The organism is Streptomyces sp. NPDC087787 (assembly GCF_044743035.1).
In the GTDB taxonomy this organism is placed as follows: domain Bacteria; phylum Actinomycetota; class Actinomycetes; order Streptomycetales; family Streptomycetaceae; genus Streptomyces.
Window position 1 is genome coordinate 168,353 of record NZ_JBIUVQ010000015.1, and the last position, 24,965, is coordinate 193,317.

The window sequence follows — 24,965 nt, forward strand, 5'->3', positions numbered from 1 at the left end:
GCACCCGATCCTCACGCGCGCGTGCCGCCCGGAGCCCCGCTCACCCGGACGGCCCGCGCGCCGGCGCACCCGCCAGGGAACCCGTGGCCGCCGCCTGGCGTTGACCAGTTCGGAAGGGTCCACTGGACGTGACACCACACGGCACCGGTGGAGTCGAAACGCAGCAAGCGAAGGGTTCCCCTGCCGCACCACTTGGAGGGCGTACCGTGCACCGCCGGCACAACGGGCTCAGGACCGCAGTCCTCCTCGGGGGACTGTCCGCACTCATCATCCTCATCGGCAGTTTCTTCGGCCGTACCGGCCTGGTCGTCGCGGTCCTCATCGCCCTCGGCACCAACGCGTACGCGTACTGGAACAGCGACAAGCTGGCGCTGCGTGCCATGCGGGCCCGCCCGGTGAGCGAGTTCGAGGCCCCGGCCCTGTACCGGATGGTCCGCGACCTCTCCACCCAGGCCCGCCAGCCCATGCCCCGCCTGTACATCTCCCCGACCGAGGCGCCCAACGCCTTCGCGACCGGCCGCAACCCGCGCAACGCCGCCGTGTGCTGCACGGAAGGCATCCTGCGCCTCCTGGACGAGCGTGAGCTGCGCGGCGTCATCGGCCACGAGCTCAGCCACGTCTACAACCGCGACATCCTCATCTCCTCCGTCGCCGGCGCGCTGGCCTCCGTGATCATGTTCCTGGTCAACTTCGCCTGGCTGATCCCGATCGGGCGCTCCGACGACGACGAGGGCCCCGGCCTGATCGGCATGCTCCTGATCATGATCCTGGGCCCGCTCGCCGCGTCCCTCATCCAACTGGCCATCAGCCGTTCCAGGGAGTACGAGGCGGACGCGTCCGGTGCCCGGCTCACCGGCGACCCGCTCGCCCTCGCCGGCGCCCTGCGCAAGCTGGAGACGGGCACCCAGCAGCTTCCGCTGCCCCCCGAGCCGCGCATCGAGACCGCGAGTCACATGATGATCGCGAACCCGTTCCGCCCCGGTCAGGGACTGTCGAAGATGTTCTCCACGCACCCGCCGATGGCGGAGCGCATCGCCCGCCTCGAGCAGATGGCCGGCCGCCGGCTCTGAGCCGGTCGCAGCACTAGCGTCCGCCGAACCCGTTGTCCGTCCGCACCACTTCACGCCCCAGGGGCATGAGCGAGGCCGGGATGAGCTTCAGGTTGGCCCACCCGAAGGGGATGCCGATGATCGACAGGAACAGCGGGATGCTGGTGATCAGGTGCCCCAGCGCCAGCCACCAGCCCGCGAAGACCAGCCAGATCACGTTGCCGATGAACGACCCGGCCCCGGCACCCGGACGCTCCACGGCGTCGCGGCCGAACGGCCACAGGACGAATCCCGCGAGGCGCAGCGACGCGATGCCGAACGGGATGGTGATGATCAGGACGAAGCAGATCAGCGCGGCGATCAGGTAGCCGATCGCCATCCAGATGCCGCAGAAGACCAGCCACACGAGGTTGAGCAGCAGGTTGATCACCTTCATGATCGGCATCCTCCAAGGTCGTTCGATGTCGTTTCCGCCGGTACTGCCCGCCGGCTCAAGTATCGGCGCTGTCAGGGGGATCAGGGGCGGTCGCTGCCTCTTGTAGCGCGATCGGGAACGTTCGGAGACGATCCCGCGGCGCACCGGCGCCGCAGGCCGTGCCCTACCGCGCCGCCCACCACCGCCGTACGCCGTACGAGGCCATGCCCGCCGCCAGCACCCCGCTGCCCACGGCCACCGAGAGCCAGGGCAGGGCGAACGCCAGCGTCAGGCATCCGACGAGGCCCAGCGCCGGCACCGCGCGCCGGGCGGGAGCGGGATCGAGGGTCCAGGCGGCGGCGTTGGCGATCGCGTAGTACGCCAGGACGCCGAACGAGGAGAAGCCGATCGCGCCCCGGACGTCGACCGTCGCGGCCAGCACCGCGACCACGGCGCCCACGGCCAGCTCCGCCCGGTGCGGCACCTGGAAACGGGGATGGACGGCCGCCAGCGCCCCGGGAAGATGCCGGTCCCGGGCCATGGCCAGCGTGGTCCGCGAGACGCCCAGGACCAGGGCCAGGAGCGACCCCAGCGCGGCCACGGCGGCCCCCGCCCGCACCACCGGGACCAGTCCCGGCACCCCGGCCGCCCGCACCGCGTCGGCCAGCGGTGCCGCGGCGCTTCCCAGCCCGTCCGCCCCCAGCACGGAGAGCGCGGCCACCGCCACGCACACGTACACGGCCAGCGTGATGCCGAGGGCGAGCGGGATCGCGCGCCGGATGGTGCGCGCGGGATCCCGTACCTCCTCGCCGAGGGTGGCGATCCGCGCGTACCCGGCGAAGGCGAAGAACAGCAGCCCGGCCGCCTGAAGCACGCCGCCGGCGCCGACGGACCCGCCGATGGCCGCCCGGTCGGCGGCGGATGCGCCGGAGCCCAGGCACACCGCGACCACGGCGGCGAGCACCGCCAGCACGACCGCCACGATGACCCGCGTCAGCCAGGCGGACTTCTGGACGCCGCCGTAGTTCACGGCGGTCAGCGCCACCACGGCCGCGACCGCCACCGCGTGCGCCTGCCCCGGCCAGACGTACGCGCCCACGGTGAGGGCCATCGCCGCACAGGAGGCCGTCTTGCCGACGACGAACGCCCAGCCCGCCAGGTGGCCCCAGAACATGCCGAGCCGTTCGCGCCCGTACACGTACGTGCCGCCGGAGGCCGGATACCGGGCGGCCAGCCGTGCCGAGGAGCCGGCGTTGCAGTAGGCCACCACGGCGGCCACCGCGAGCCCGAGGAGCAGACCGGAGCCCGCCGCGCGGGCCGCCGGCCCCAGGGCGGCGAAGATCCCGGCCCCGATCATCGAGCCGAGCCCGACGACCACGGCGTCGCCGACCCCGAGGGTGCGCCGCAGCTCGGGCGAGGACGGGGCAGCGGACCGGGTCATGGCCCGAACCCTACTGACCTGTGCAACCGGGGGACGCCGTCGGGGCGTCCTCCTCCACGACGCGCTCCTGGCGCGGGACGCACACGCGTGTGGTAGGCACGATCACAGCACGTGACAAGCACGACGAGAACGACGCGCGGCCTGCCGGCGCAGCAGCACAGCCTGTCCGAACCGAACGTGAGGCACCGGGACAGCGCAGGCACGGCGCGGAAGGGCAGGTTCAGAGCATGGGCATCATCAGCTGGATCATCCTGGGGCTCCTGGCCGGCGCCATCGCGAAGCTCCTGCTGCCGGGGCGCGACCCGGGCGGCTTCATCGTCACGACTCTCATCGGCGTCGCCGGGGCGTTCCTCGGCGGCTGGATCTCCGCCCGCTGGCTGCACCACCCGATCAGCCGGCAACTCTACGACGGCGCCACCTGGGCCGCCGCGATCGGCGGCTCGCTCGTGCTGCTGATCGGCTACCGCATCTTCTTCGGCAACTCGCGCGACTGAGCGGGAAAGGGCGGGCACCGCGCAGGTGCCCGCCCTTTGCTCTGTCCTCTGCTCCGCCTACCGGTAGTTCACGAACTGGAGGGCGAAGTCGAAGTCCTGGCCCTTCAGCAGCGCGATCACGGTCTGGAGGTCGTCGCGGCTCTTGGAACTGACGCGCAGCTCCTCACCCTGGACCTGGGCCTTCACGCCCTTGGGACCCTCGTCGCGAATGAGCTTCGCGACCTTCTTCGCGTTGTCCTGGGAGATGCCCTCCTGGATCGACGCGAAGAGCTTGTACTCCTTGCCGGACAGCTGCGGCTCGCCCGCGTCCAGGGCCTTCAGGGAGATGCCGCGCTTGATCAGCTTGGACTGGAAGACGTCGAGGACTGCCTTCACCCGGTCCTCGGAGTTCGCCTCCAGAAGGATCTTCTCACCGGACCACGAGATCGAGGCGCCCACGCCCTTGAAGTCGTAGCGCTGGGAGATCTCCTTGGCGGTCTGGTTGAGGGCGTTGTCGACCTCCTGCCGCTCGACCTTCGAGACGATGTCGAAACTGGAGTCGGCCATGTCCTGTGGCTCCTTGCATCGAGGTGTGTCGGGGTGCGTGTCATGCCGGATGCGTGCCGGCGGGCGTGGGGGAACCGCCGATCCCGGCCTGCGGGTCGCGGGTCGCATCCGCACCAGCCTAGCCATCCCGGACGGTCACGGCCGCCGATCAATGGGGTGGCGGAGCACCCCTCGGCATCGGGTATTGTTTACGTCGTTGCCGGGAAGCCCGCCGAAAGGCGGTTCGACCGGCGGCATCCCAAGGCGGTGTGCCCGAGCGGCCAAAGGGAGCAGACTGTAAATCTGCCGGCTCAGCCTTCCCAGGTTCGAATCCTGGCGCCGCCACACGGAAACGAGGGGCCCGTGACCTGCTGACTCAGCAGGTCACGGGCCCCTCGTCATACCCCCGGAGATCAGCGCACCGTCTCACGCTGTGGTCAGCGCGCTCGGCGACGAGTTGCGGCTCCCGCCGGCCTCGTGCTGGGTGCATTGGCCTTGTCGCTGGATGCGCGGCGGACGTGACATCGCCAGGGCGAGCGGCCGGCAGCCAGCCGTTATCCTCCGACGGGCCTGGCCAGGCCGCGCGTGCGGCTTCGCGTCACGGTCTGACGCTGTCCGCCGACGCCGTCGGCGTGCCGTGCGCCGCCGAGATCCGCGTACCGGTACGTCCCGGTGCAGGAAATCACTGAGCCTCCCGGTGAGCTTCTTTCGAGCCGCATGTCGGCGAAGCCGTCCACGAGGAGTCGGGCACCACGAGCACAGTGTGAGGCCGGCCGAGGTCCATCTGCTCCGGTCCGGGGCGTCACTGGGCGTCAAACCTTCTGGGGGCCGCGCGGTCTGTGGAAGTGACGTCAGGGGGCCCACATTGCCGGATACCGGAAAGCAGTCGAGCAGGTCGTCTGCCGTGCTCGGCAGGTGAGGGGCCGCGTCCGGGCGGTCATCATGATGAGCCGGGGGCCTGGCGTTCTGAGGTCCGCCGGAGGTGAGAGAGCAAGGCCGGGGGATCGGGACCGTGACAGAGGTGTTCAACAGGGCCTGGGACGTGCTCATGGTGGCTGTGGGGCTGGGCTGCGTGTGGTTGGGATGGCGGGCCGCGCTCAAACCGCGTCGGCCACCGGAGCCGATCCGGGGACCTGTGTGGGTGGTCCTCGCCTGGGGGCTCGGCTATGTGTTGCTGGGGAACTCCCTCACCATCGAGTCGGTGACCCTGATGGCCGGCGGGGAGCCGGGCCGGCCGGCGGACGTGATCCGCTGGGTTGCCGGACCGCTCGTGACATGTTCGATCCTGGTGGCGTTCCTTTCCCTGCGGTGGGAGCGCCGTCGGGCCCGGGCCATGAATGGGGGGCGGCAGGCGTGAACCGGTCCGTCTCCTGGAGTGAGGCGGCGCTCGTGGCCGTTGCCTGCTGGGTGGTCAGCGGTCTGGGATACGGCGTGCTCGCCGCCCTCGACGAGCCGCAACTGTCCCCTGCGCCCCTCATCGTCATGGGGCTTTCCCAGTGGTTCTGGGCGAGCCACCGCTTTTGGCTGGCCGGGGTCGCGGCGAGCCTTGCGGGGCCTGTCGTGCTGTTCGCTCTCGTCGACGTCCTGCGTCCGGGTCTGGGCCGGTACGTTGCGGACGCGCTGGCCACGGGGGCCGCGGCGACGGTCGCCTTGGCCGTCTTCACCCTGGTCGGCCGCGGAGCGGGACGCCATCGTGACGCAGCACGCTGACCAGTTCGTGGGCCGGCGCCTCATCCCGCCACTCAGCCATCGAGCTGCGCGGGCGAACGACGATTGTGCTTTTCCCATGCCGCCACGCCGCTGAGGAGCACGATCAGCGCTATCGACATCGCGCGAACAGACTCCCAGGCCCATACCGCTGGAGATGGGGCCCTGGACGCTTCGAATTGCAACCGCATCATTGTCTCGGCAAGTGTGATAACTGGGACGAGGAGTTGAAATGGGAGGCGAATCGCGCCGTGGCGTGCCGTCCAACCCGCCACACTGAGAAGCGGTCCCAAGATGAGGGCTGCGAGGCTCCAATACAACGTCATGCTGGCGAATTCGCCCCATGAGAAGAACTCTCTGCCGCTGGTTTCCGAGAGATCGACTGTCCTGAAATCGCCCTGCGCGGCCTTGAATGAGTAGTAGGAGACCACAGTGATGAGCAATGCAGCCGTGCCGACGGTGGCGGCCTTCAACTTGGATGTGCTTGCCATGCCGAGGCAAAAGGGGATAGCTGCGTAACACCAGCCGGCGACCAGGGCTACCCCAAGCGCGCTTGCCAATGGGCTGGCGGATGCGTCGAGGAGGGGGCCGCCAATTCCCACGGCAGCGCCCGTGACGATGGATAACGACACAAGTGGCAGCGTGCGCATACTGTGACAACCTCGCGAGAGATGGTGGGAATGAGTGGGTGGCTCGACCACTCGAAGATGTGAGCTTAGCCCTCGCCGGTCGGGTGCCTCAGCGCTGTCCGTCCAGGCCGACCCCGAGCGCGGACGGGTCGGCACGACCACGCTGCGGCCGGCGCGTGAAGCGACCACCGGGGCTCGACGTCGGAACTGAGACAGACGGAGATCAGGTCGGGCTGAATCTGGTCTACGGACTGGATGTCGATTTGCGAACGGGCTAGCGTTGCACATGAAGCCGCAATCGGGGCACACCCCGTCCGGGGAGTCTCCTCGGCAGGGTCCCGTGGTCGCAGCGCTCCCCGTGGAACCAAGGTGGGCGGCATTGCGGCATTCGGAGCCCGGGACGTGCTTCTCATCAATCCAGCGGCGACGCCTACGACCGGCTCCCATCTCACTTGGCGGGCTCGGCCATCAATTTCGCGCAGTTCCATTGCGCGAGGCGATGGAGGGATAGGTTACCTATGCGAGTACAGCGCGTTAAGCGTCTCTTCGCGGTGTGCGCGACTGGTGTTGTCATGGCCGGCGGCGCGGTGATCGGCGCGGCGGGAACCGCGTCGGTGCATGACTTGAGCTACGGCCAGGGTCACCAATCCGGATACAGCAGCGACTACGGCAGCCAAGGCTGCGGCCAAGGCTGCGGCCACGGTGGTTATCGTGGCGACCATGGCGGCTATCGTGGCGACCATGGTGGCTATCGTGGGTATTACGGTGGTTACCGTGGTTACGGTGGCCATCGTGGCGACCATGGCGGTTACCGTGGTTACGGTGGTTATCGTGGCGACCATGGCGGTTATCGTGGGTATTACGGCGGTTACCGCGGTTACGGTGGTTACGGCCGCTAGCCGGCTGGTGTTGACGCCCCTCGTTAACGAGTCGGCGGGCGCCATCCGTCTTCGTTTCCGTCAGTCAGTACTTCGCTCTGAAGGGCACCTGTGGTTTCGGCACCACAGGTGCCCTTCGTGAGACCGCGCGCGCGACGCAGTCGCCTGCCCGACGCAGCAGTGCGGTGGGGAGGAAGAACGCGTCGGCCGTGATCATCGCCAACGCGAAGAAAGGCAGGCCGAGCAGGATCCCGATGCCCACGTGCATGGACACCATGATCGCAACCATGACGGTTCTCACGCGGCTGTTGAAAAGGGTGAACGCGAAGGCGACTTCGACGATCACCGTGCCGTAGGTCAACAGCAGGACGATCAGACTGCTATTGGCGATGGCGTGGGACAAAGCGGGCCACGGCGTGACGTCGTCGAGATGCAGCACGTAGTAGAGCGCCGTTCCATTCTGCCAAAAGGAGCCTTGGATCTTGTACCAGCCGGAAACCGCATAGATCAGGCACACCTGGGCTGCGATCACGAACATTGCGCCCGCGTGCACCACGTTGCCGGCCAGTTCCATGACGGTGCGGGGCTCTCCGGTGCCGTGGCGCCGCACCGGCCACCACGCCAGTTGCGCGAAGACGAAGCCCCAGAGCAACAGCGCCCAGCCGGTATCCAGCTTCCCCAGCCCGGTGACCAGGGCGAGCACGGCAGTGAAGAAGGCCCACATCACGATCCCGACCACGTCCCGGCCACCGTCGCGGCCGTGCGCGGCACGTCGCGCGTCCAACGACCAGACCCGGCCGCAGCGGGTGAATACCAGATAGATCGCCATGACATGGATGACATCCGTGCCGCCGTCCCCCACGAAGGGGTTGCGGTTCTGGAGCGCCAGCACACCAATCATGAAGAGCAGTGAGGCGGTGCGAGTCCGCCACCCGAGGAGCAGCATCACCGACGCGGCGATCACCGCCAGGTAGACGACCTCGAACCACAATCGGCTGTCATGCCACATGAGTGCGGTGAACGCCTGGTTCGTCGTGTTCCATTCGCGGGCCATGGCCCAGTTCCAGGGGCCGTTCGCCCCGTAGAGCTCGTTACGGTGCACCCACTCGCGCAGCATCAGGGCGAGCCAGGTAAACGAGAAGCCGATCCGAATGACGGCCGCCTGGTACGGCGCGATGACCTCGCCGGTGATACGCGCGAGACCTCGTCCGGCAGCGGCGCCGACGCCGCGCGACAGTCGGGCGGACGGGGACGGTTCGGATGCGTGGCCGGGCGTGGCCCGAGAGTGAGTGGTCACTTGAAGTCCTCCGCCTTGACGGCCCACCACGGCTGAACCACATAGCTGGTCTGCGTGTCGGTCTGCTGGAGACTCCACGGGGGCCGTCCCACGGGCGTGTCGGCCGAGCGCAACTGGATGAATTGCACGGTGCCGCCGTCGACGTGCGGTCCCAGACGGCGGGCGACGATGCGCAGCAGGTAATGCTGCATCAGCTTCCCGAACAAACCGGCTGGACGTCCCTCGTTGTCGAGCGAATCGACGTAGTTGGTCCAGACGGCATGAAGCTCGTTCTGGTGTGCTTGGCTGGGGAGAGGATTGTGCACGATCCTCTCGTCATCCCTCGCGGTCAAGTCCACCCAGCCGGTATCAGTGAGACTTCCGCTGGGCGTCTTCACTTTCGCGCGAGCCTGCACGTGGGTATTCACCGATTTCGGATTGGGGGCGTAAAGCTGCCACCCCTGCGAAAAATCGGGGACCAGATACTTGTCGATGTCCGCGGCGTGCTGCTGGGAGAAGGAATTCAAGGGGGCGCTGTTGAGGAAGAGCATTGCCAAGTGCACGGCGGCCGCGACCACGACACCCACCACCGCGAGCGCGATGATGCTCACCGATATGGGTGAGAGTCCGCGTTTTCGGCTCGGTCTGTCGACATGACTCATTACGCGCCGCCCTGTGCGTTTCCTTGCACGCCGCCCTACGCGTCGCCCTGGACGGGGGCGCGTCACCTGGAACTCTGATCGGCGCGTCATCCCGGCGACAAACCGGACGCTGTCGCTGGAAGTGCTCCGTCCCTTTATGTTCCCTCGCGTTCGCCGGAGTGTCGACCGGGGACGGGCGGGCCGCTGCAGGCCGCGGAGTCGGCCGTCCATGTCTCCCAGCTCAGGTTCCAGCTGTTGAGGCCGCTGTCCGCTGGATGCTCTTGTCCGAGTCGGGAGAGTTCTTGACGATGATCACAGCACCGACGAGCGAGTGATCAGAACCACTTGGCAGGGGTGTCCGAGCCTCCGCCCTGGACATCGCGCAGACCGATGCAACCGTGGCTGGTCCCGACGCTGCCGAACGGCGAAGTATTAACCCAGCAGTTGCCGTGCACGAAGGTCCCGGACGTGGACAGACGGATGGCATGCGGGACATCCGTGAAGTTGTACTCGCCCCCGAAACCAACTGTAGAGCTGTCCATGTGCGTCTTCTCGAATTTCTCGGAGATTACCATCTGACCGTTATGGGTGAGATTCTGAGGGCTGCCGCCGGATATGGGGAGCTTCTCCTTCAGAGCCGCCGCCCGACACCACGCCCGCGGGTCTGGTCCTGCCAGGCCGGAAGGAATCCAATGGCGACGCGGGGACGGGTGTGGCTCAATTGCCGTCGGCGTGACGGCGTCGGCACGATGGTGCGGAGGGGGAGGGCGGAAGGCGACATGGCCGTGTTCACGGTGTACTCCCGCGTGCGGCGGAGGGCCTGACATGCCGTACGAGGGCGACGACCGAGGTGGTGTCCGGCGAGATCTGCGCCTGCGTACCCTCTGGCACCGCTGCTGGGGAGCCGTCGCCGTACTGCTCGGTGTCGCTCTGATCTTCTTCGCCGGCGCCGGACTGACCCTCGTGCCCGACGACATGGCCGAGGAGCGCGCGTATCGGGCCGCCCGTCCCTGTGACGCGGCGGTCACCGAGGACTGCCTGCGCCCCGTCCGGGCCACCGTGCGCGGCACGGAGATCCGGGAACAGGCCAGGAGCCAGCGGTACGCCCTCCGGCTCACCGGACCCGGCCCCGTGCCCGGGGAAGTGGCCATGGGAGGGGCCGAGCCGCTGCTCAGGCACCTGCGTGCCGGCGATGTGGTCACCGTCACCATGTGGCGGGGCTACGCGACCGCCGTGAGCAAGGACGGCGTGACGCAGTACTCCGACGACAACCCCGAGGGACTGTCCCTGTGGACCACGGCGCTCGCCCTGGCCCTGCTCGCCATCGGCCTCTTCGCCGCCTACGCGGGAGGACTCGCGGTCGCGCGCGCTCCCGTCCATGCCGCGACGGGGCTGCCCACACGCCTCCGGAAGCGTGGGTTGCAGACGATCGGTGCCGTGTTCTGCGCTGTTCCGGCTGGGATGTTCGGCATATGGGCCGGGCCTGTCGGTGTGATCGTCCTGTGGCCGGCCCTCGTCGGGGTACTTCTCGTGGCGACCCGGCGCCTCGACGCGCCGAAGTGGGGCCGGGGCCGGCACGCGCGCGCGGTCACACACCCGGAGTGACGCCACAGTGCCGGCCAGGATCCGAACGGTGTCGGTGGGGCCGTGCACACTGGAGCCATGTCCTCGCGTCGCAGACTCTGCCCCGTGTGCCGTCGGGAGATCGCCGTGGTCGCCGGGCGGTTCGCGCGGCACGATGCGCCCGGGACGCGGGCGAGCGGCGGGCTGACCTCCTGCGACGGATCGCGTCGGATGGCGCAACTCGGCGCCGTGCAGCCGCCGTTGGACGGCTACGCCGTTCCGGAGTGCCCCGGGCAACTGCCTTTGTTCTGAGGGTCAGTTGCCCGCCACCGACTTCACCGCCACCGACACCGGTGCCGAGCCGCTGACGAGTTCCAGGGTCAGGCCGGCCGTCGCCGGGGTCTCCACCAGTTCGGCCAGCACGGCGGCCACGTCGTCGCGCGGGATCATGCCGCGGCCCGTGTGGGCCTCCAGACGCACCTGGCCCGTACCGGCGTCGTTCGTCAGCGAGCCGGGGCGCAGGATCGTCCAGTCCAGGGCCTCCTGGCGGCGGACGTGGTCGTCCGCCTCGCCCTTGGCACGCAGGTAGACGTCGAAGACCTCGTCGCCCTTGTGCGCCGCGTCCGCGCCCATCGAGGACACCACCAGGTGGCGGCGCACGCCCGCGCGTACCGCCGCGTCCGCGAACAGGACCGCGGCGCCCTTGTCCACCGTCTCCTTGCGTGCCACGCCGCTGCCCGGGCCCGCGCCCGCCGCGAACACCGCCGCGTCGGCGCCCCGCAGCAGCCGCGCGACCTCGTCGACCGACGCCGACTCCAGGTCCAGCACGACCGGTTCGGCGCCGGCCTTCCGCAGGTCCTCGCTCTGCTCGGCGCTGCGGATGATGCCCGCCACCTCGTCCCCGCGCGCGGAGAGCAGCCGCTCCAGCCGCAGCGCGATCTGACCATGACCACCAGCGATGACAATGCGCATGCTTCCGACCGTACGCCCGGACGGCCGCATCCGCCGCACGACTTCGGCCATGCCCAGGCTGCCGCTCAGGGGGCCCACCGTCGCGTTCCGCGGGTCCGCGCAGGCCGGCTCCCAGCGGCCCCCAGCAACACCCGGGTGGGCCCCTCCGCCCGCACCTCTCGCGCGGCGATGCCACCACCGCGCAGCGCGACTCCGGCGGGGCCCAAAGGCCCTCCGCCGAGCCACGCACGTCCCGGAGACCCCGCCCCCCCGCACCCTCAGGACAGCTCCCCTCGCCCCTGTCGTGGCAGTCCCAGTTCCGCCGTGGCCGCGGAGTCGGAGAACTCGCGTACCGCGCTGGTGCGGGACACCACGCGGCCCCGGTGCACCACGATCCGGCTGTACGCCAGCGACAGCGCCCCCGCGAGCCGGTCGCCGCGCACCGCGAGCAGTTCGGCGGGGAAACCCGCCTCCACCCGCACCTCGGGCAGGCCGAGCACCGCGCGGGCGGACGCGCTCACCGTGTCGTAGGCCTCCTCGGGGCGCAGTCCGTGCCGTGAGGCCAGCAGGTACGCGGCCTCCAGCGGGTCGCCGCGCCCCACCGGGTTCGACACGTCCCGCAGGGCGCCGCTGCCCGCGGCCACCCGGACCCCGGCCGCCCGCAGCAGCCGCACCGGCGCCGTCCCGTGCCCCTCGGCGCCGCCGCAGTAGCCCTGGGGCAGGCACACCACCCTCACCCCGGCCGCGGCCAGCTGGTCCGCGGCCCGGCCGGCCGCCCCCGCGGGCAGCCCGGCCAGGCCGCCGCACGGGCCCAGCGTCACTCCCGGCCGCAGCCCGCCCGCCATCGCCGCGATGCGCGCCAGCCGGGCCGGATCGGCGCCGTCGGTGTGCAGGTCCACGGGGCAGCCGTGCTCGGAGGCGACCTCCAGGACCGCCTCGACGTAGCCCGTCGGGTCCGGGTCCACGTCCGGGCAGCCGCCCACGACGCACGCGCCCATCTTCACCGCGTCCCGCAGTATCGCCAGGCCGTCCGCGCCGGCCGCCCCGGTCAGCACGCGCGGCACCGCGACCGTCGTCAGTTCGGTGAGCCCGCGCAGCGACCGCCGGGCCCGCAGGGCCGCCGTGAGCACGCCGAGCCCCTGGACGTCACCCACGCGTACGTGTGCGCGCACGGTCGTCGCGCCGTGGCCCAGTTGCAGCAGCGCGGCCTCGGTGGTGCGGCGCTGTACGTCGTCCGGCTCGTACGACACCGGTCCGCCGCTGTCGGCGGTCAGGGCCGTGTCGGCGTGGGCGTGGGGTTCGGCCGGGGCCGGCAGGAGCAGGTAGCCGCCGAGGTCGACGCGCGGCGTGCCGCCCGCGCCGAGACTGCCTGCGGTGCCGACCGCCTCGATGCGCTCACCGGCCAGCCGTACGTCCACGGTCCGCCCGTCGGTGAGCCGGGCCCCGCAGAGCAGCAGCCCGTCCGGGTCCGCCCGTCCGGACGGACCCGGCGAGGAGGGCGAGGGGGGCGGTGGCTGTCCGGGGGGCATCGCACTCCAGATACGAAAGGCGACTGGGGCTCGGGGGCACGGACCGCGGGGCCGTGCGGGCCACGCAAGATCACGCAGAGTGAGTCGAGCCTAGGGCGGCCGCCGGGCCCGACGAGGGAGGAGCGCAATAGTCGTACCGGTGTGGCCGCGGGGCCGGACCGACGCCGGGAATCGGATTTGGGTGAACGGCCGCAGAGCGTGTAATGTCTTCCTCGCTCGCCCCAATAGCTCAGTCGGCAGAGCGTCTCCATGGTAAGGAGAAGGTCAACGGTTCGATTCCGTTTTGGGGCTCTGATGTGAGAGGTACCCGCCGCAAGGCGGGGCCCGATCGCATCGCAGCGGTGTAGCTCAGTCGGTAGAGCAAGCGGCTCATAATCGCTGTGTCACCGGTTCAAGTCCGGTCACCGCTACTCACAGTAGCCGATTGCGGGGTCGGTCCTTCGATCGGCTACTCTTTCTTGCGTTGAACTAGCCTACCCGTTCGTCAAGGAGCACTCACGTGGCTGCCACCGACGTCCGCCCGAAGATCACGCTGGCCTGCGTGGAGTGCAAGGAGCGGAACTACATCACCAAGAAGAACCGGCGGAACAACCCCGACCGGCTCGAGATGAAGAAGCACTGCCCGCGTTGCAACGCGCACACCGCGCACCGCGAGACGCGCTGATCAAACTCAGACATGAGGCCGCCCCCGCACCATGGGGGCGGCCTCATGGTGTTTCATGTGCGAAAACCGCGAAGAGCAGCGACACAGCGACACCAGGAGGTACCGAGCCATGGCGCTCGACCAGTCCTTCGTGGGGCGGTCCTACCCGCCCACCGACCCCTACGAGGTGGGCCGGGAGAAGATCCGTGAGTTCGCGGAGGCGGTGGGCGACGCCAACGCGGCGTACACGGACCCGGAAGCCGCCAAGGAGCTCGGCCACCCCGATGTGATCGCCCCGCCGACCTTCGTCTTCGCGATCACCTTCAAGGCCGCCGGACAGGTCGTCCAGGACCCGCAGCTCGGCCTGGACTACAGCCGTGTGGTGCACGGCGACCAGAAGTTCGCCTACACCCGGCCCGTGCGCGCCGGCGACCGGCTCACCGTCACCTCCACCATCGAGTCGATCAAGTCCCTGGCCGGCAACGACGTCCTGGACATCCGCGGCGAGGTGCACGACGAGACGGGCGAGCACGTCGTGACCGCCTGGACCAAGCTCGTGGCCCGCGCGGCCGAGGAGGCGTGAGTAATCCGATGACGGCGAAGATCGCCTACGGCGACGTCGAGGTCGGCACCGAGCTGCCGGCGCAGACCTTCCCCGTGACCCGGGCCACCCTCGTGCAGTACGCGGGCGCCTCCGGGGACTTCAACCCGATCCACTGGAACGAGAAGTTCGCCAAGGAGGTCGGGCTTCCGGACGTGATCGCGCACGGCATGTTCACCATGGCCGAGGCGATCCGTGTGGTCACCGACTGGACGGGCGACCCCGGTGCGGTCGTCGAGTACGGTGTCCGCTTCACCAAGCCCGTCGTCGTCCCGAACGACGACGAGGGTGCCGTGATCGAGGTCTCCGGCAAGGTCGCGGCCAAGCTCGACGAGAACACCGTGCGGGTCGACCTGACCGCCATGTGCAACGGGCAGAAGGTCCTCGGGATGTCCCGGGCCGTCGTGCGCCTGGCCTGACGGCCACCCCGGTCCCGCACTCGCCGAGGTGCGGGACCGTCAGCGGGGTCTCGTAGTCTTGGGCGCGTGCAGGAACTCCACGACGCGCCCCTCGCCCCGCTGACCACGTTCCGGCTGGGCGGCCCCGCGACCCGGCTGATCACCGCGACCACCGACGCCGAGGTGATCGACGCCGTCCGCGAGGCCGACGCCCACGGCACACCGCTGCTGGTCGTCGGCGGCGGTTCCAACCTGGTCATCGGCGACAAGGGCTTCGACGGCACCGCGCTGCGCATCGCCACCCGCGGCTTCGAACTCACCGGCACGACGCTGGAGCTGGCCGCAGGCGAGGTCTGGACGGACGCGGTCGCGCGCACCGTCGAGGCGGGACTCGCCGGCATCGAGTGCCTGTCCGGCATCCCCGGCTCCGCGGGCGCCACCCCGATCCAGAACGTCGGGGCGTACGGCCAGGAGGTCTCCTCGACGATCACCGAGGTCGTCGCCTACGACCGCCGTGACGGCCGCACGGTGACCCTGGCCAACGAGGAGTGCGCGTTCTCCTACCGGCACAGCCGCTTCAAGTCCGACCCCGAGCGGTACGTCGTCCTGCGCGTCCGCTTCCGGCTGGAGGACGCCGGCGGGATGTCGGCGCCGCTCAAGTACGCCGAGACCGCCCGCGCCCTGGGCGTCGACGCGGGCGACCGGGTGCCGCTCGCCACCGCCCGCGAGACCGTGCTGAAGCTGCGGTCCGGGAAGGGCATGGTGCTGGACCCCGAGGACCACGACACCTGGTCCGCCGGTTCCTTCTTCACCAACCCGATCCTCACGGACACCGACTTCGCCGCCTTCCGCGTACGCGTGCGGGAACGGCTCGGCGACGGCGTCGAGCCCCCCGCCTACCCGGCGGGGCAGGGGCACACCAAGACCTCCGCGGCCTGGCTGATCGACAAGGCGGGCTTCACCAAGGGATACGGCACCGGGCCGGCCCGCATCTCCACCAAGCACACCCTGGCCCTGACCAACCGCGGCGGCGCGACCACCGACGACCTGCTGGCCCTGGCCCGCGAGGTGGTGGCCGGGGTCCGCGAGGCCTTCGGCATCACCCTGGTCAACGAGCCGGTGACGGTCGGCGTGAGCCTGTAGACGCCGAACACGCGGCAGCACACAAGGGGAGGGGAAACCATGGCGAAGCAACACGGCAGACGTGCCGCCGCGGCCGTGGCCGCGGCCGTCCTGGCGGGCGTGCTCGCCACCGGATGCGGCAAGGGCGACGCACCGGCCGGAGGCGGGGAGCCGGAAGCGGCGGCGGCGTACACGAGCGTGTCGGAGATCGACGAGAGGCTCGCACCGGACGGCACCACCGTCCGCGTCGGATCCCCCCACGCCAAGACCGTCGTCCACCTGTACGAGGACCTGCGCTGCCCGGTCTGCGCGCAGTTCGAGACCGAGGGCGGCGGCGAGGGCCTGCGCGAGCTGGTCCTGGCCGGTGAGGTCCGGGCCGACTACACGCTGGCCTCCTTCCTCGACGACCGGCTCGGCGGCGAGGGCTCCAAGAAGGCCGCCAACGCCCTGCGGGCCGCCCTGGACGCGGGCAAATTCGCCGAGTACCACGAGGTGCTCTTCGCGCACCAGCCCGAGGAGGAGGCCGACGGCTACACCGACGCCTTCCTGCTGGACATGGCCTCCAAGGTCCCGGGCCTGCGCGGGGCGGAGTTCGACGCGGCGGTCAAGGGCATGAAGCACCGCGACTTCGTGACCGCCTCCGAGAAGGCGTTCGACACGTCGGGCGTGTCCGGCACCCCCACCATGAAGGTCGACGGCAGGACCGTCGACGCGGCGCTGGCCGGCGGCATCTTCGACAAGGAGACGCTGCCCCTGGTGATCGGCGCCTTGGCCCGGTCCTGACCGCCACGCCCGCCCCCACGGCAGGCCCTGGCCCGCCGTCAGCCCGCCAGCCAGTCGTCCACCCCCGACAGCAGCTTCTCCCGCATGTCCGAGGGGGCGGCCGACGCGCGGATCGACTGGCGGGCCAGCTCGGCGAGTTCGGCGTCCGTGAAGGCGTGGTGGCGGCGGGCGATGTCGTACTGCGCCGCCAGCCGGGAGCCGAACAGCAGGGGGTCGTCGGCGCCCAGGGCCATCGGGACGCCCGCCTCGAACAGCCGGCGCAGGGGGACGTCCTCGGGCTTGTCGTACACGCCGAGGGCCACGTTCGACGCCGGGCACACCTCGCAGGTCACGCCACGGTCGGCCAGCCGGCTCAGCAGCCGCGGGTCCTCGGCCGCGCGCACCCCGTGGCCCACCCGGTGGGCCTGGAGGTCGTCCAGGCAGTCGCGCACCGAGGAGGGGCCGGTCAGCTCGCCGCCGTGCGGGGCCGCGAACAGGCCGCCGTCGCGTGCGATCGCGAACGCCCGGTCGAAGTCCCGTGCCATGCCCCGGCGTTCGTCGTTCGACAGGCCGAAGCCGACCACGCCGCGGTCCCGGTAGCGCACCGCGAGGCGGGCCAGCGTACGGGCGTCCAGGGGGTGCTTCATACGGTTCGCGGCGACCAGGACCCGCATCCCGAGGCCCGTCTCGCGCGACGCCGTCTCCACCGCGTCGAGGATGATCTCCAGCGCCGGGATCAGCCCGCCCAGACGCGGCGCGTACGAGGTCGGGTCGACCTGGATCTCCAGCCACCCCGAGCCGTCCCTGACGTCCTCCTCGGCGGCCTCCCGCACCAGCCGCCGGATGTCGTCCGGTTCCCGCAGGCAGGAGCGTGCGGCGTCGTACAGCCGCTGGAAGCGGAACCAGCCCCGTTCGTCCGTCGCCCGCAGCCGCGGCGGCTCCCCGCTGACCAGGGCCTCCGTCAGCGCATCGGGCAGCCGCACTCCGTACTTGTCGGCGAGTTCCAGCAGGGTGGTGGGCCGCATCGACCCGGTGAAGTGCAGGTGCAGATGGGCTTTCGGCAGCTCAGAGAGATCACGTACACCCGGGGGGTTCGGGGGGAGTCCCCCTGAAGAGCACAACATTCCTGGATGGTGCCGCACGTTCCCCGTGCCCTGGTAGTCGTTTCCCCATTCGTGGTCTTGCTCGCACAAACGAAGGAGCGCTCGCAAACCACTCACGCGAGTGGCCCGCGAGCGCCCGCAAACGGAAGCGGAACTCAGTCCCGCGCCTCCGCCAGCAGCTTCTGGATCCGGCTGACGCCCTCCACCAGGTCCTCGTCACCCAGGGCGTAGGACAGGCGCAGGTAGCCCGGCGTGCCGAAGGCCTCGCCCGGGACGACCGCGACCTCGGCCTCCTCCAGGATCAGGGCGGCCAGCTCCACGGAGTTCTGCGGGCGCCTGCCGCGGATCTCCTTGCCGATCAGCGCCTTCACCGACGGATAGGCGTAGAACGCGCCCTCCGGCTCCGGGCAGAGCACGCCGTCGATCTCGTTGAGCATCCGGACGATGGTCTTCCGCCGCCGGTCGAAGGCCTCGCGCATCTTCGCGACCGCCTCCAGATCGCCGGAGACGGCGGCGAGGGCCGCGGCCTGGGAGACGTTCGCCACGTTCGACGTGGCGTGCGACTGGAGGTTGGTCGCGGCCTTGACCACGTCCTTCGGACCGATGACCCAGCCCACGCGCCAGCCCGTCATGGCGTACGTCTTCGCCACGCCGTTGACGACGACGCACTTGTCGCGCAGCTCGGGCAGGAGCGCCGGCAGGGACACCGAGACGGCGTCGCCGTAGACCAGGTGCTCGTAGATCTCGTCGGTCAGCACCCACAGGCCGTGCTCGAGGGCCCAGCGGCCGATCGCCTCGGTCTCGGCCTCGGAGTAGACCGCGCCGGTCGGGTTGGACGGCGAGACGAAGAGGACGACCTTGGTCTTCTTGGTGCGGGCGGCCTCCAGCTGCTCGACCGTCACGCGGTAGCCGGTGGTCTCGTCCGCGACGACCTCGACCGGGACGCCGCCGGCCAGGCGGATCGACTCCGGGTACGTCGTCCAGTACGGCGCCGGCACGATGACCTCGTCGCCCGGGTCGAGGATCGCGGCGAACGCCTCGTAGATGGCCTGCTTGCCGCCGTTGGTGACCAGGATCTGCGAGACGTCCGGCTCCCAGCCGGAGTCGCGCAGCGTCTTCGCGGCGATCGCGGCCTTCAGCTCGGGCAGGCCGCCGGCCGGCGTGTAGCGGTGGTACTTGGGGTTCCGGCAGGCCTCGACGGCGGCCTCGACGATGTAGTCCGGGGTCGGGAAGTCCGGCTCTCCGGCGCCGAAGCCGATCACGGGACGTCCGGCGGCCTTGAGGGCCTTGGCCTTGGCGTCCACGGCGAGGGTGGCGGACTCGGAGATCGCGCCGATGCGGGCGGAGACCCGGCGCTCGGTGGGAGGGGTTGCAGCGCTCATACCGTCCATCGTTTCAGACCGGAAACACCCGGGGCACGCCGTTCCACAGGGTGAACAGGGCCGGTCGAACCTCCGGACATCCGTCCGGATCCGGTCCTCGGCCAGGCGATCTTCCAGTGATCGGGGCCGGTTGGGCACTTTCTGTTCGACGACCGGCGCCGGAACACGTACACTCTCACCTCGTTGGTCTTCAGCAGCCGCTGTCGCACCTGGTGCACTCCGAGCACCCGGTCGTATGCGGTACGTTGGGGGACACACAAAGGGTCGTAGCTCAATTGGTAGAGCACTGGTCTCCAAAACCAGCGGTTGGGGGTTCGAGTCCCTCCGGCCCTGCTACACACACCATCGCCAGGATGTGTGCGCATGTACGTACAGCAATGCACCGCCGTGCGGCTCGACCGGGCGCGGCACGGCCACGACCCGGAATCAGGTGAGGACGAATGACGGACGCCGTGGGCTCCCTCGACACGCCTGATGCCCAGGACGAGGTGACGGAATCCAAGAAGGCCCGCAAGGGTGGCAAGCGTGGCAAGAAGGGCCCGCTGAAGCGCCTTGCTCTCTTCTACCGTCAGATCATCGCGGAACTCCGCAAGGTCGTCTGGCCGACTCGCAATCAGCTGACGACGTACACCACCGTGGTGATTGTCTTCGTCGTCATCATGATCGGCCTGGTGACCGTGATTGACTATGGGCTCAACCACGCGGCCAAGTACGTCTTTGGCTGAGCCAAGAGCGAAGGGCGCCGCGGTTACCGGCGCCCCTTTTCGCATGTTCCACCCCTATGTATCCAGGAAGAAGCAGCCACCGTGTCTGACCCGAACCTGAACGACGCCATCGAGCCGACCGAGTCCGTGGATGACGAGCTCGACATCGTCGAGGGTGCGGACGAGGTCGACGAGGCCGAGGCTGCCGAAGCCGCCGCGGGCGAGCCGGCCGAGGAGGCCGCCGTCCACGTCGTGGACGAGGCGACCGAGGGTGAGGCCGAGGAAGAGGAGCCGGAGCCCGAGGTCGACCCGGTCACCAAGCTCCGTGAGGAACTGCGCACGCTGCCCGGCGAGTGGTACGTCATCCACACCTACGCCGGCTACGAGAAGCGCGTGAAGGCCAACCTGGAGCAGCGCGCCGTCTCGCTGAACGTCGAGGACTTCATCTACCAGGCCGAGGTGCCCGAGGAAGAGATCGTCCAGATCAAGAACGGCGAGCGCAAGACCGTCCGGCAGAACAAGCTGCCCGGCTACGTCCTGGTCCGCATGGACCTGACGAACGAGTCCTGGGGCGTCGTCCGCAACACCCCGGGCGTCACCGGATTCGTCGGCAACGCCTACGACCCGTACCCGCTGTCCCTGGACGAGATCGTGAAGATGCTCGCTCCGGAGGCGGAGGAGAAGGCCGCCCGCGAGGCCGCCGAGGCCGAGGGCAAGCCGGCCCCGCAGCGCAAGGTCGAGGTCCAGGTGCTGGACTTCGAGGTCGGCGACTCGGTCACCGTCACCGACGGCCCGTTCGCCACGCTCCAGGCCACGATCAACGAGATCAACCCGGACTCCAAGAAGGTCAAGGGCCTCGTCGAGATCTTCGGCCGTGAGACCCCGGTCGAGCTGAGCTTCGACCAGATCCAGAAGAACTAGCTCGCCGCGGTTCTTTCTGGACCCACCGCTTCCGCGCAGGTCAGGCGATCGCTCGAGCGGTCGCCTGACCTGCTCGGTTTTCAGCCGCACAGTCATACCCGTTATCGTTGTGCGGTATGCCTGCGTCCGGGTGGTACCCGAGCGCAGGCAGGACCCGAATCGAAAGGACCCGGAGAGCAATGCCTCCCAAGAAGAAGAAGGTCACGGGGCTCATCAAGCTCCAGATCCAGGCCGGCGCAGCCAACCCGGCTCCGCCGGTCGGCCCGGCGCTGGGTCAGCACGGCGTCAACATCATGGAGTTCTGCAAGGCCTACAACGCCGCGACCGAGTCGCAGCGCGGTTGGGTCATCCCGGTGGAGATCACGGTCTACGAGGACCGTTCCTTCACCTTCATCACCAAGACGCCGCCGGCCGCCAAGATGATCCTCAAGGCCGCGGGCGTGGAGAAGGGCTCCGGCGAGCCGCACAAGACCAAGGTCGCCAAGATCACCGAGGCGCAGGTCCGCGAGATCGCCCAGACCAAGCTGCCCGACCTCAACGCCAACGACCTGGACGCCGCCGCGAAGATCATCGCCGGCACCGCGCGTTCCATGGGCGTCACGGTCGAGGGCTGAACCTCACCTTCGTAGCACCATGCGGCCGAAGGCCGCACGTGGCAGGGCCGGCTCGGCCCGTACCACGACTCCTTACAGAACACACAGGAGCAGTTGTGAGCAAGCGCAGCAAGGCTCTCCGCGCTGCGGACGCCAAGATCGACCGGGAGAAGCAGTACGCCCCGCTCGAGGCCGTCCGTCTCGCCAAGGAGACCTCCACGACCAAGTTCGACGGCACCGTCGAGGTCGCCTTCCGTCTGGGTGTCGACCCGCGCAAGGCCGACCAGATGGTCCGTGGCACCGTGAACCTTCCGCACGGCACCGGTAAGACCGCCCGGGTCCTGGTCTTCGCGACCGGTGACCGTGCCGAGGCCGCACGTGCCGCCGGCGCCGACATCGTCGGCGCGGACGAGCTGATCGACGAGGTGTCGAAGGGCCGTCTGGACTTCGACGCCGTCGTCGCCACCCCGGACCTCATGGGCAAGGTCGGCCGTCTCGGCCGCGTCCTCGGCCCGCGTGGTCTGATGCCGAACCCCAAGACCGGCACCGTCACCCCCGACGTGACCAAGGCCGTCACGGACATCAAGGGCGGCAAGATCGAGTTCCGCGTCGACAAGCACTCGAACCTGCACTTCATCATCGGCAAGACGTCGTTCGACGACACCAAGCTGGTGGAGAACTACGGCGCGGCCCTGGAGGAGATCCTCCGTCTGAAGCCGTCCGCCGCCAAGGGTCGCTACATCAAGAAGGCCGCCATCACCACCACGATGGGCCCCGGCATCCCGGTCGACCCGAACCGCACCCGCAACCTCCTCGTCGAGGAGGACCCGGCCGCGGTCTGAGCCAACGGCTCGCACAGCTGAGGGACGAGTCCCGCAACCTTTTCAGGTGCGGGGCTCGTCCCTTTTCCGTGGGACTCCTGTACGGCGTATTCCGTACGCCCCTGCACGACGTCCTGTGCGACTCCCGTACGCCTGTCACCGGGCTGCGTTAGCGTGAAGATCACAGCAACCGCATAGGGGTGGGACGAATGAAGAGCACGACCGCGCGCCGCATCACGCTCTCCGTCGTGGCGGTGACCTGTCTGACGGCACTGACCGCCTGCGGCTCCTCGGGCGGCTCGTCCGGTGCCTCCAAGGGCTCGGGCAAGGACGACGGCGCGGCCGGCCGGGGCGCCGCCAAGGTGAGCCCCGTCGCGGCCCTGCGCTCCGCCGACACCTCCACCGCCGAGGCCGACTCGGCCCGGGTGTCGACGACGACCAGCATCGGCACCCTGATGTCGATGAAGGGCAGCGGCACCCTCGACTGGGCCGACGGCCTCACCGGCCGGCTCACGCTCACCTACACCGGCGGCACGGTCGCCGAGACGATGCGCAGGGTCGGCACCACGACGATGGAGGCGCGGTACCTGCCCGACGCCTACTACGCGCACATGAGCGACGCCTACGCGCGCCAGGTGGGCGGCAAGCACTGGATCCGGTACCGCTACGAGGACCTCGGGGCCCTCGCCGGCGGCTCCGGCGCGTACATGCAGGAGCAGTTGAAGAACGCCACGCCGAACCAGTCGGTGAAGCTGCTGCTGGTCTCCGGCGACGTCAGGAAGGTCGGCGAGGCGACGGTGCGCGGCGAGCACACCACGCACTACGCGGGAACGGTGAACGTCGCCGACTTCGCCGGCAAGAACGCGAACCTGCCCAAGCGCCAGATGGACGACCTGAAGAAGCAGCTCAGCGAGGCGGGGGTCACCACGGAGACCATCGACATCTGGGTCAACGACCAGGACCTCCTGGTCAAGAAGGTGGAGAAGGCCGAGATGGCGACCGGCACGATGACCACCACCGCCTACTTCAGCGACTACGGGGTGAAGACCGCCGTCCAGGCGCCCCCGGCCGGCGACACCAGCGACTTCAAGGACCTGATCGCGTCGCAGGGCGCCGCCGCGGGCGGCAGCGGTATCAGTTCCTGAGCCGCCTTTCCGGGGCGGATTTGCTTTGCGACGACGCCTTCCCGTACGCTCCCACAGAAGCCAAAGACCGCTGGTCGTTGCCGTGCACTCGAACGAGGGTGCGGTGGCCGAAGGATCCGCTGAACTGCGGACGACCCGCGCAGGTGACTGTGGAAGAACTCCCGGAGCACACGTCGATCCCCGTGTGTGCGCCCGGTCGAGTCCGCCCCGTGCGCCTGCGCCGGGGCGTTTCGTTTTCCCCAGTCCTCCTTCGGGTCCGCGCGGTCCGAATCACCCGGAAGGAGGCCGAGGCTCTATGGCGAGGCCCGACAAGGCTGCCGCGGTTGCGGAGCTGACGGACAAGTTCCGCAGCTCCAACGCCGCCGTGCTGACCGAGTACCGCGGTCTCACCGTGGCGCAGCTCAAGACGCTGCGCCGGTCGCTCGGTGAGAACGCCCAGTACGCCGTGGTGAAGAACACGCTGACCAAGATTGCGGCCAACGAGGCCGGGATCACGCTGGACGACCAGCTCTTCGCTGGTCCGACGGCCGTCGCCTTCGTCACCGGTGACCCGGTGGAGTCGGCGAAGGGTCTCCGTGACTTCGCCAAGGACAACCCGAATCTCGTCATCAAGGGCGGTGTCCTTGACGGCAAGGCGCTGTCCGCCGACGAGATCAAGAAGCTTGCGGACCTCGAGTCCCGCGAGGTTCTGCTCTCCAAGCTGGCCGGTGCGTTCAAGGGCAAGCAGTCCCAGGCTGCCTCTGTCTTCCAGGCGCTCCCGTCGAAGCTCGTCCGCACCGTGGACGCGCTTCGTGCCAAGCAGGACGAGCAGGGCGGTGCCGAGTAACTCGGCTCGCTTTCTGATCCTGGCCGCCTGACGCGGCGAGGGTCTCAGCGGGCCGACGTACGCCCGCCACACCCAGTACATCCGGCACCCGCCGAATTAGTGGAAGGATCGCCCATCATGGCGAAGCTCAGCCAGGAAGACCTGCTCGCGCAGTTCGAGGAGATGACCCTCATCGAGCTCTCCGAGTTCGTGAAGGCCTTCGAGGAGAAGTTCGACGTCACCGCCGCCGCGGCCGCCCCGGTCATGATGGCCGGCCCGGGCGCCCCGGTTGCCGAGGCCGCTGAGGAGCAGGACGAGTTCGACGTCATCCTCACCGGTGCCGGCGACAAGAAGATCCAGGTCATCAAGGTCGTGCGCGAGCTGACCTCCCTCGGCCTGAAGGAGGCCAAGGACCTGGTCGACGGTGCGCCGAAGCCCGTCCTCGAGAAGGTCAACAAGGAGGCCGCGGAGAAGGCCGCCGAGTCCCTCAAGGGCGCCGGCGCCTCCGTCGAGGTCAAGTAAGACCTCACGGGTCCGCCAAGGACTCCCGCGCGCTGAACACGGCCCCGTAGGGCTGTAACGCGAACGCACCGAGGAGCGATCATCCATCCGGGTGGTCGCTCTTCGGCGTTCGAGGGGGCCGGTGCAGGCTGCCTTGCACCCGCGGCAGGGAGGGGTATGGTGATCTTCGTCGTGCCTCCAGAGCTTCCGGCGGCGGGCTGCACGTGACGATGGCAGCATCCGGTTTGGCCATGGGAGGCCTTGACGAACCGCACGCAGCGCGCAATTCTCAGGGACGCGTCGTCACAAGGATCCGAATCCGAGGCATGGATCGACGACGAAGAGGGCAGTATCAGGGTGCGTTGA

Annotated in this window: 29 protein-coding genes, 4 tRNA genes and 1 pseudogene; 23 read left to right on the forward strand and 11 right to left on the reverse strand. The window is 69.5% G+C overall.

Annotated elements, in window-relative coordinates:
* Positions 1-206: 206 nt before the first annotated feature.
* Complete coding sequence (gene htpX, locus ACIOWN_RS23940) at positions 207-1,070, forward strand: zinc metalloprotease HtpX (RefSeq protein WP_362355719.1); 864 nt, start codon at positions 207-209, stop codon at positions 1,068-1,070.
* A gap of 13 nt (positions 1,071-1,083) precedes the next feature.
* On the opposite strand, the gene ACIOWN_RS23945 is transcribed toward htpX, so the two are convergent.
* Both ACIOWN_RS23945 and ACIOWN_RS23950 read right to left on the reverse strand, forming a co-directional pair.
* The gene (locus tag ACIOWN_RS23945; protein ID WP_326803649.1) at positions 1,084-1,485 is read right to left on the reverse strand and encodes a YccF domain-containing protein; all 402 of its coding nucleotides are present in this window, start codon (positions 1,483-1,485) and stop codon (positions 1,084-1,086) included.
* Positions 1,486-1,648: 163 nt separating this feature from the next.
* The gene (locus ACIOWN_RS23950; protein WP_362355721.1) at positions 1,649-2,905 is read right to left on the reverse strand and encodes an APC family permease; all 1,257 of its coding nucleotides are present in this window, start codon (positions 2,903-2,905) and stop codon (positions 1,649-1,651) included.
* Between the two features lie 227 nt (positions 2,906-3,132).
* Here ACIOWN_RS23950 and ACIOWN_RS23955 point away from each other — a divergent pair, with 227 nt between their 5' ends.
* Positions 3,133-3,399: a GlsB/YeaQ/YmgE family stress response membrane protein gene (locus ACIOWN_RS23955; RefSeq protein WP_100569713.1), complete on the forward strand. Its 267-nt coding sequence runs from the start codon at positions 3,133-3,135 to the stop codon at positions 3,397-3,399.
* 57 nt (positions 3,400-3,456) lie between these two features.
* On the opposite strand, the gene ACIOWN_RS23960 is transcribed toward ACIOWN_RS23955, so the two are convergent.
* Positions 3,457-3,945, reverse strand: coding sequence for a YajQ family cyclic di-GMP-binding protein (locus ACIOWN_RS23960; RefSeq protein ID WP_100569714.1), 489 nt, complete (start codon positions 3,943-3,945; stop codon positions 3,457-3,459).
* 242 nt (positions 3,946-4,187) lie between these two features.
* Here ACIOWN_RS23960 and ACIOWN_RS23965 point away from each other — a divergent pair.
* The 3 genes from ACIOWN_RS23965 to ACIOWN_RS23975 all read left to right on the forward strand — a co-directional run bounded on the left by ACIOWN_RS23965 (position 4,188) and on the right by ACIOWN_RS23975 (position 5,634).
* Positions 4,188-4,269: transfer RNA gene (locus ACIOWN_RS23965), tRNA-Tyr, on the forward strand.
* A gap of 667 nt (positions 4,270-4,936) precedes the next feature.
* On the forward strand, positions 4,937-5,281 hold the full coding sequence (locus tag ACIOWN_RS23970; RefSeq protein ID WP_401983310.1) for a hypothetical protein: 345 nt from the start codon (positions 4,937-4,939) through the stop codon (positions 5,279-5,281).
* On the forward strand, positions 5,278-5,634 hold the full coding sequence (locus tag ACIOWN_RS23975; RefSeq protein WP_362356959.1) for a hypothetical protein: 357 nt from the start codon (positions 5,278-5,280) through the stop codon (positions 5,632-5,634). Before ACIOWN_RS23970 ends, ACIOWN_RS23975 begins: the two co-directional genes overlap by 4 nt.
* A gap of 32 nt (positions 5,635-5,666) precedes the next feature.
* On the opposite strand, the gene ACIOWN_RS23980 is transcribed toward ACIOWN_RS23975, so the two are convergent.
* The gene (locus ACIOWN_RS23980; protein ID WP_362356958.1) at positions 5,667-6,281 is read right to left on the reverse strand and encodes a hypothetical protein; all 615 of its coding nucleotides are present in this window, start codon (positions 6,279-6,281) and stop codon (positions 5,667-5,669) included.
* Between the two features lie 497 nt (positions 6,282-6,778).
* Here ACIOWN_RS23980 and ACIOWN_RS23985 point away from each other — a divergent pair, with 497 nt between their 5' ends.
* Positions 6,779-7,159: a hypothetical protein gene (locus ACIOWN_RS23985; RefSeq protein ID WP_362356956.1), complete on the forward strand. Its 381-nt coding sequence runs from the start codon at positions 6,779-6,781 to the stop codon at positions 7,157-7,159.
* A 64-nt stretch (positions 7,160-7,223) separates the two neighbouring features.
* Here the strand turns inward: ACIOWN_RS23985 and ACIOWN_RS23990 are convergent, their stop codons facing one another.
* From ACIOWN_RS23990 to ACIOWN_RS24000, 3 genes and pseudogenes are all read right to left on the reverse strand, one after another.
* Complete coding sequence (locus ACIOWN_RS23990) at positions 7,224-8,435, reverse strand: HTTM domain-containing protein (RefSeq protein WP_362356954.1); 1,212 nt, start codon at positions 8,433-8,435, stop codon at positions 7,224-7,226.
* Positions 8,432-9,025, reverse strand: coding sequence for a DUF5819 family protein (locus tag ACIOWN_RS23995; RefSeq protein ID WP_362356952.1), 594 nt, complete (start codon positions 9,023-9,025; stop codon positions 8,432-8,434). Before ACIOWN_RS23995 ends, ACIOWN_RS23990 begins: the two co-directional genes overlap by 4 nt.
* A 185-nt stretch (positions 9,026-9,210) precedes the next feature.
* Positions 9,211-9,684 (reverse strand): annotated as a pseudogene (locus ACIOWN_RS24000) (L,D-transpeptidase); the annotation flags it as partial.
* Positions 9,685-9,880: 196 nt separating this feature from the next.
* Here ACIOWN_RS24000 and ACIOWN_RS24005 point away from each other — a divergent pair.
* On the forward strand, positions 9,881-10,660 hold the full coding sequence (locus tag ACIOWN_RS24005) for a hypothetical protein (protein ID WP_362356950.1): 780 nt from the start codon (positions 9,881-9,883) through the stop codon (positions 10,658-10,660).
* Positions 10,661-10,717: 57 nt separating this feature from the next.
* Positions 10,718-10,930, forward strand: a complete 213-nt coding sequence (locus tag ACIOWN_RS24010) for a hypothetical protein (RefSeq protein ID WP_362356948.1) — start codon at positions 10,718-10,720, stop codon at positions 10,928-10,930.
* 3 nt (positions 10,931-10,933) lie between these two features.
* Here ACIOWN_RS24010 and ACIOWN_RS24015 read toward each other — a convergent pair whose 3' ends face one another.
* Together ACIOWN_RS24015 and ACIOWN_RS24020 are read right to left on the reverse strand one after the other, a co-directional pair.
* A complete protein-coding gene (locus ACIOWN_RS24015; RefSeq protein ID WP_362356946.1) occupies positions 10,934-11,590 on the reverse strand; it encodes an SDR family oxidoreductase in 657 nt (218 codons plus the stop codon).
* A gap of 257 nt (positions 11,591-11,847) precedes the next feature.
* A complete protein-coding gene (locus tag ACIOWN_RS24020) occupies positions 11,848-13,098 on the reverse strand; it encodes an amidohydrolase family protein (protein ID WP_362356944.1) in 1,251 nt (416 codons plus the stop codon).
* Positions 13,099-13,316: 218 nt separating this feature from the next.
* Between ACIOWN_RS24020 and ACIOWN_RS24025 the strand changes: the two genes are divergently transcribed.
* From ACIOWN_RS24025 to ACIOWN_RS24055, 7 genes are all read left to right on the forward strand, one after another.
* A tRNA-Thr gene (locus ACIOWN_RS24025) sits at positions 13,317-13,389 on the forward strand.
* Positions 13,390-13,435: 46 nt separating this feature from the next.
* A tRNA-Met gene (locus ACIOWN_RS24030) sits at positions 13,436-13,508 on the forward strand.
* Positions 13,509-13,597: 89 nt separating this feature from the next.
* A complete protein-coding gene (gene rpmG / locus ACIOWN_RS24035) occupies positions 13,598-13,762 on the forward strand; it encodes a 50S ribosomal protein L33 (protein ID WP_003948671.1) in 165 nt (54 codons plus the stop codon).
* Positions 13,763-13,871: 109 nt separating this feature from the next.
* Entirely contained in the window at positions 13,872-14,324 is a 453-nt protein-coding gene (locus ACIOWN_RS24040; RefSeq protein ID WP_100569718.1) for a MaoC family dehydratase N-terminal domain-containing protein, read from the forward strand.
* A gap of 8 nt (positions 14,325-14,332) precedes the next feature.
* Positions 14,333-14,761, forward strand: a complete 429-nt coding sequence (locus ACIOWN_RS24045) for a MaoC family dehydratase (RefSeq protein ID WP_362356969.1) — start codon at positions 14,333-14,335, stop codon at positions 14,759-14,761.
* 66 nt (positions 14,762-14,827) lie between these two features.
* Positions 14,828-15,883, forward strand: a complete 1,056-nt coding sequence (locus tag ACIOWN_RS24050; RefSeq protein WP_362356942.1) for a UDP-N-acetylmuramate dehydrogenase — start codon at positions 14,828-14,830, stop codon at positions 15,881-15,883.
* Positions 15,884-15,922: 39 nt separating this feature from the next.
* On the forward strand, positions 15,923-16,645 hold the full coding sequence (locus ACIOWN_RS24055) for a thioredoxin domain-containing protein (protein ID WP_362356940.1): 723 nt from the start codon (positions 15,923-15,925) through the stop codon (positions 16,643-16,645).
* A gap of 38 nt (positions 16,646-16,683) precedes the next feature.
* On the opposite strand, the gene ACIOWN_RS24060 is transcribed toward ACIOWN_RS24055, so the two are convergent.
* Positions 16,684-17,748, reverse strand: coding sequence for an adenosine deaminase (locus tag ACIOWN_RS24060; RefSeq protein ID WP_362356938.1), 1,065 nt, complete (start codon positions 17,746-17,748; stop codon positions 16,684-16,686).
* Positions 17,749-17,882: 134 nt separating this feature from the next.
* The gene (locus tag ACIOWN_RS24065; RefSeq protein WP_326803661.1) at positions 17,883-19,109 is read right to left on the reverse strand and encodes a pyridoxal phosphate-dependent aminotransferase; all 1,227 of its coding nucleotides are present in this window, start codon (positions 19,107-19,109) and stop codon (positions 17,883-17,885) included.
* A 260-nt stretch (positions 19,110-19,369) separates the two neighbouring features.
* On the opposite strand from ACIOWN_RS24065, the gene ACIOWN_RS24070 reads away from it, so the two are divergent.
* The 8 genes from ACIOWN_RS24070 (at position 19,370) to rplL (ending at position 24,620) form a co-directional block, all read left to right on the forward strand.
* Positions 19,370-19,442 (forward strand) — tRNA-Trp (locus tag ACIOWN_RS24070).
* A 107-nt stretch (positions 19,443-19,549) separates the two neighbouring features.
* Positions 19,550-19,834 (forward strand): preprotein translocase subunit SecE, encoded by a 285-nt coding sequence (gene secE / locus ACIOWN_RS24075; RefSeq protein WP_141359395.1) that lies wholly within the window; start codon positions 19,550-19,552, stop codon positions 19,832-19,834.
* Between the two features lie 81 nt (positions 19,835-19,915).
* Positions 19,916-20,734: a transcription termination/antitermination protein NusG gene (nusG, locus tag ACIOWN_RS24080; RefSeq protein ID WP_362356935.1), complete on the forward strand. Its 819-nt coding sequence runs from the start codon at positions 19,916-19,918 to the stop codon at positions 20,732-20,734.
* Between the two features lie 179 nt (positions 20,735-20,913).
* Entirely contained in the window at positions 20,914-21,348 is a 435-nt protein-coding gene (gene rplK, locus ACIOWN_RS24085; RefSeq protein WP_019756559.1) for a 50S ribosomal protein L11, read from the forward strand.
* A 95-nt stretch (positions 21,349-21,443) separates the two neighbouring features.
* Complete coding sequence (rplA, locus tag ACIOWN_RS24090) at positions 21,444-22,169, forward strand: 50S ribosomal protein L1 (RefSeq protein WP_362356933.1); 726 nt, start codon at positions 21,444-21,446, stop codon at positions 22,167-22,169.
* 188 nt (positions 22,170-22,357) lie between these two features.
* Entirely contained in the window at positions 22,358-23,293 is a 936-nt protein-coding gene (locus ACIOWN_RS24095; RefSeq protein ID WP_401983311.1) for a hypothetical protein, read from the forward strand.
* Between the two features lie 295 nt (positions 23,294-23,588).
* Complete coding sequence (gene rplJ / locus ACIOWN_RS24100) at positions 23,589-24,119, forward strand: 50S ribosomal protein L10 (RefSeq protein ID WP_100569727.1); 531 nt, start codon at positions 23,589-23,591, stop codon at positions 24,117-24,119.
* A gap of 117 nt (positions 24,120-24,236) precedes the next feature.
* The gene (rplL, locus tag ACIOWN_RS24105) at positions 24,237-24,620 is read left to right on the forward strand and encodes a 50S ribosomal protein L7/L12 (RefSeq protein ID WP_362356929.1); all 384 of its coding nucleotides are present in this window, start codon (positions 24,237-24,239) and stop codon (positions 24,618-24,620) included.
* The last annotated feature ends 345 nt before the right edge of the window (positions 24,621-24,965 follow it).

Bases quoted from the DNA above. Each gene is read 5' to 3' on its own strand.
- ACIOWN_RS23945 (WP_326803649.1), bottom strand. From the start codon at position 1,485: ATGAAGGTGATCAACCTGCTGCTCAACCTCGTGTGGCTGGTCTTCTGC.
- ACIOWN_RS23950 (WP_362355721.1), bottom strand. From the start codon at position 2,905: ATGACCCGGTCCGCTGCCCCGTCCTCGCCCGAGCTGCGGCGCACCCTC.
- ACIOWN_RS23955 (WP_100569713.1), top strand. From the start codon at position 3,133: ATGGGCATCATCAGCTGGATCATCCTGGGGCTCCTGGCCGGCGCCATC.
- ACIOWN_RS23960 (WP_100569714.1), bottom strand. From the start codon at position 3,945: ATGGCCGACTCCAGTTTCGACATCGTCTCGAAGGTCGAGCGGCAGGAG.
- ACIOWN_RS23980 (WP_362356958.1), bottom strand. From the start codon at position 6,281: ATGCGCACGCTGCCACTTGTGTCGTTATCCATCGTCACGGGCGCTGCC.
- ACIOWN_RS23985 (WP_362356956.1), top strand. From the start codon at position 6,779: ATGCGAGTACAGCGCGTTAAGCGTCTCTTCGCGGTGTGCGCGACTGGT.
- ACIOWN_RS24005 (WP_362356950.1), top strand. From the start codon at position 9,881: ATGCCGTACGAGGGCGACGACCGAGGTGGTGTCCGGCGAGATCTGCGC.
- ACIOWN_RS24010 (WP_362356948.1), top strand. From the start codon at position 10,718: ATGTCCTCGCGTCGCAGACTCTGCCCCGTGTGCCGTCGGGAGATCGCC.
- ACIOWN_RS24015 (WP_362356946.1), bottom strand. From the start codon at position 11,590: ATGCGCATTGTCATCGCTGGTGGTCATGGTCAGATCGCGCTGCGGCTG.
- ACIOWN_RS24020 (WP_362356944.1), bottom strand. From the start codon at position 13,098: ATGCCCCCCGGACAGCCACCGCCCCCCTCGCCCTCCTCGCCGGGTCCG.
- ACIOWN_RS24040 (WP_100569718.1), top strand. From the start codon at position 13,872: ATGGCGCTCGACCAGTCCTTCGTGGGGCGGTCCTACCCGCCCACCGAC.
- ACIOWN_RS24045 (WP_362356969.1), top strand. From the start codon at position 14,333: ATGACGGCGAAGATCGCCTACGGCGACGTCGAGGTCGGCACCGAGCTG.
- ACIOWN_RS24055 (WP_362356940.1), top strand. From the start codon at position 15,923: ATGGCGAAGCAACACGGCAGACGTGCCGCCGCGGCCGTGGCCGCGGCC.
- ACIOWN_RS24060 (WP_362356938.1), bottom strand. From the start codon at position 17,748: ATGTTGTGCTCTTCAGGGGGACTCCCCCCGAACCCCCCGGGTGTACGT.
- ACIOWN_RS24065 (WP_326803661.1), bottom strand. From the start codon at position 19,109: ATGAGCGCTGCAACCCCTCCCACCGAGCGCCGGGTCTCCGCCCGCATC.
- secE (WP_141359395.1), top strand. From the start codon at position 19,550: ATGACGGACGCCGTGGGCTCCCTCGACACGCCTGATGCCCAGGACGAG.
- rplK (WP_019756559.1), top strand. From the start codon at position 20,914: ATGCCTCCCAAGAAGAAGAAGGTCACGGGGCTCATCAAGCTCCAGATC.
- ACIOWN_RS24095 (WP_401983311.1), top strand. From the start codon at position 22,358: ATGAAGAGCACGACCGCGCGCCGCATCACGCTCTCCGTCGTGGCGGTG.
- rplJ (WP_100569727.1), top strand. From the start codon at position 23,589: ATGGCGAGGCCCGACAAGGCTGCCGCGGTTGCGGAGCTGACGGACAAG.
- rplL (WP_362356929.1), top strand. From the start codon at position 24,237: ATGGCGAAGCTCAGCCAGGAAGACCTGCTCGCGCAGTTCGAGGAGATG.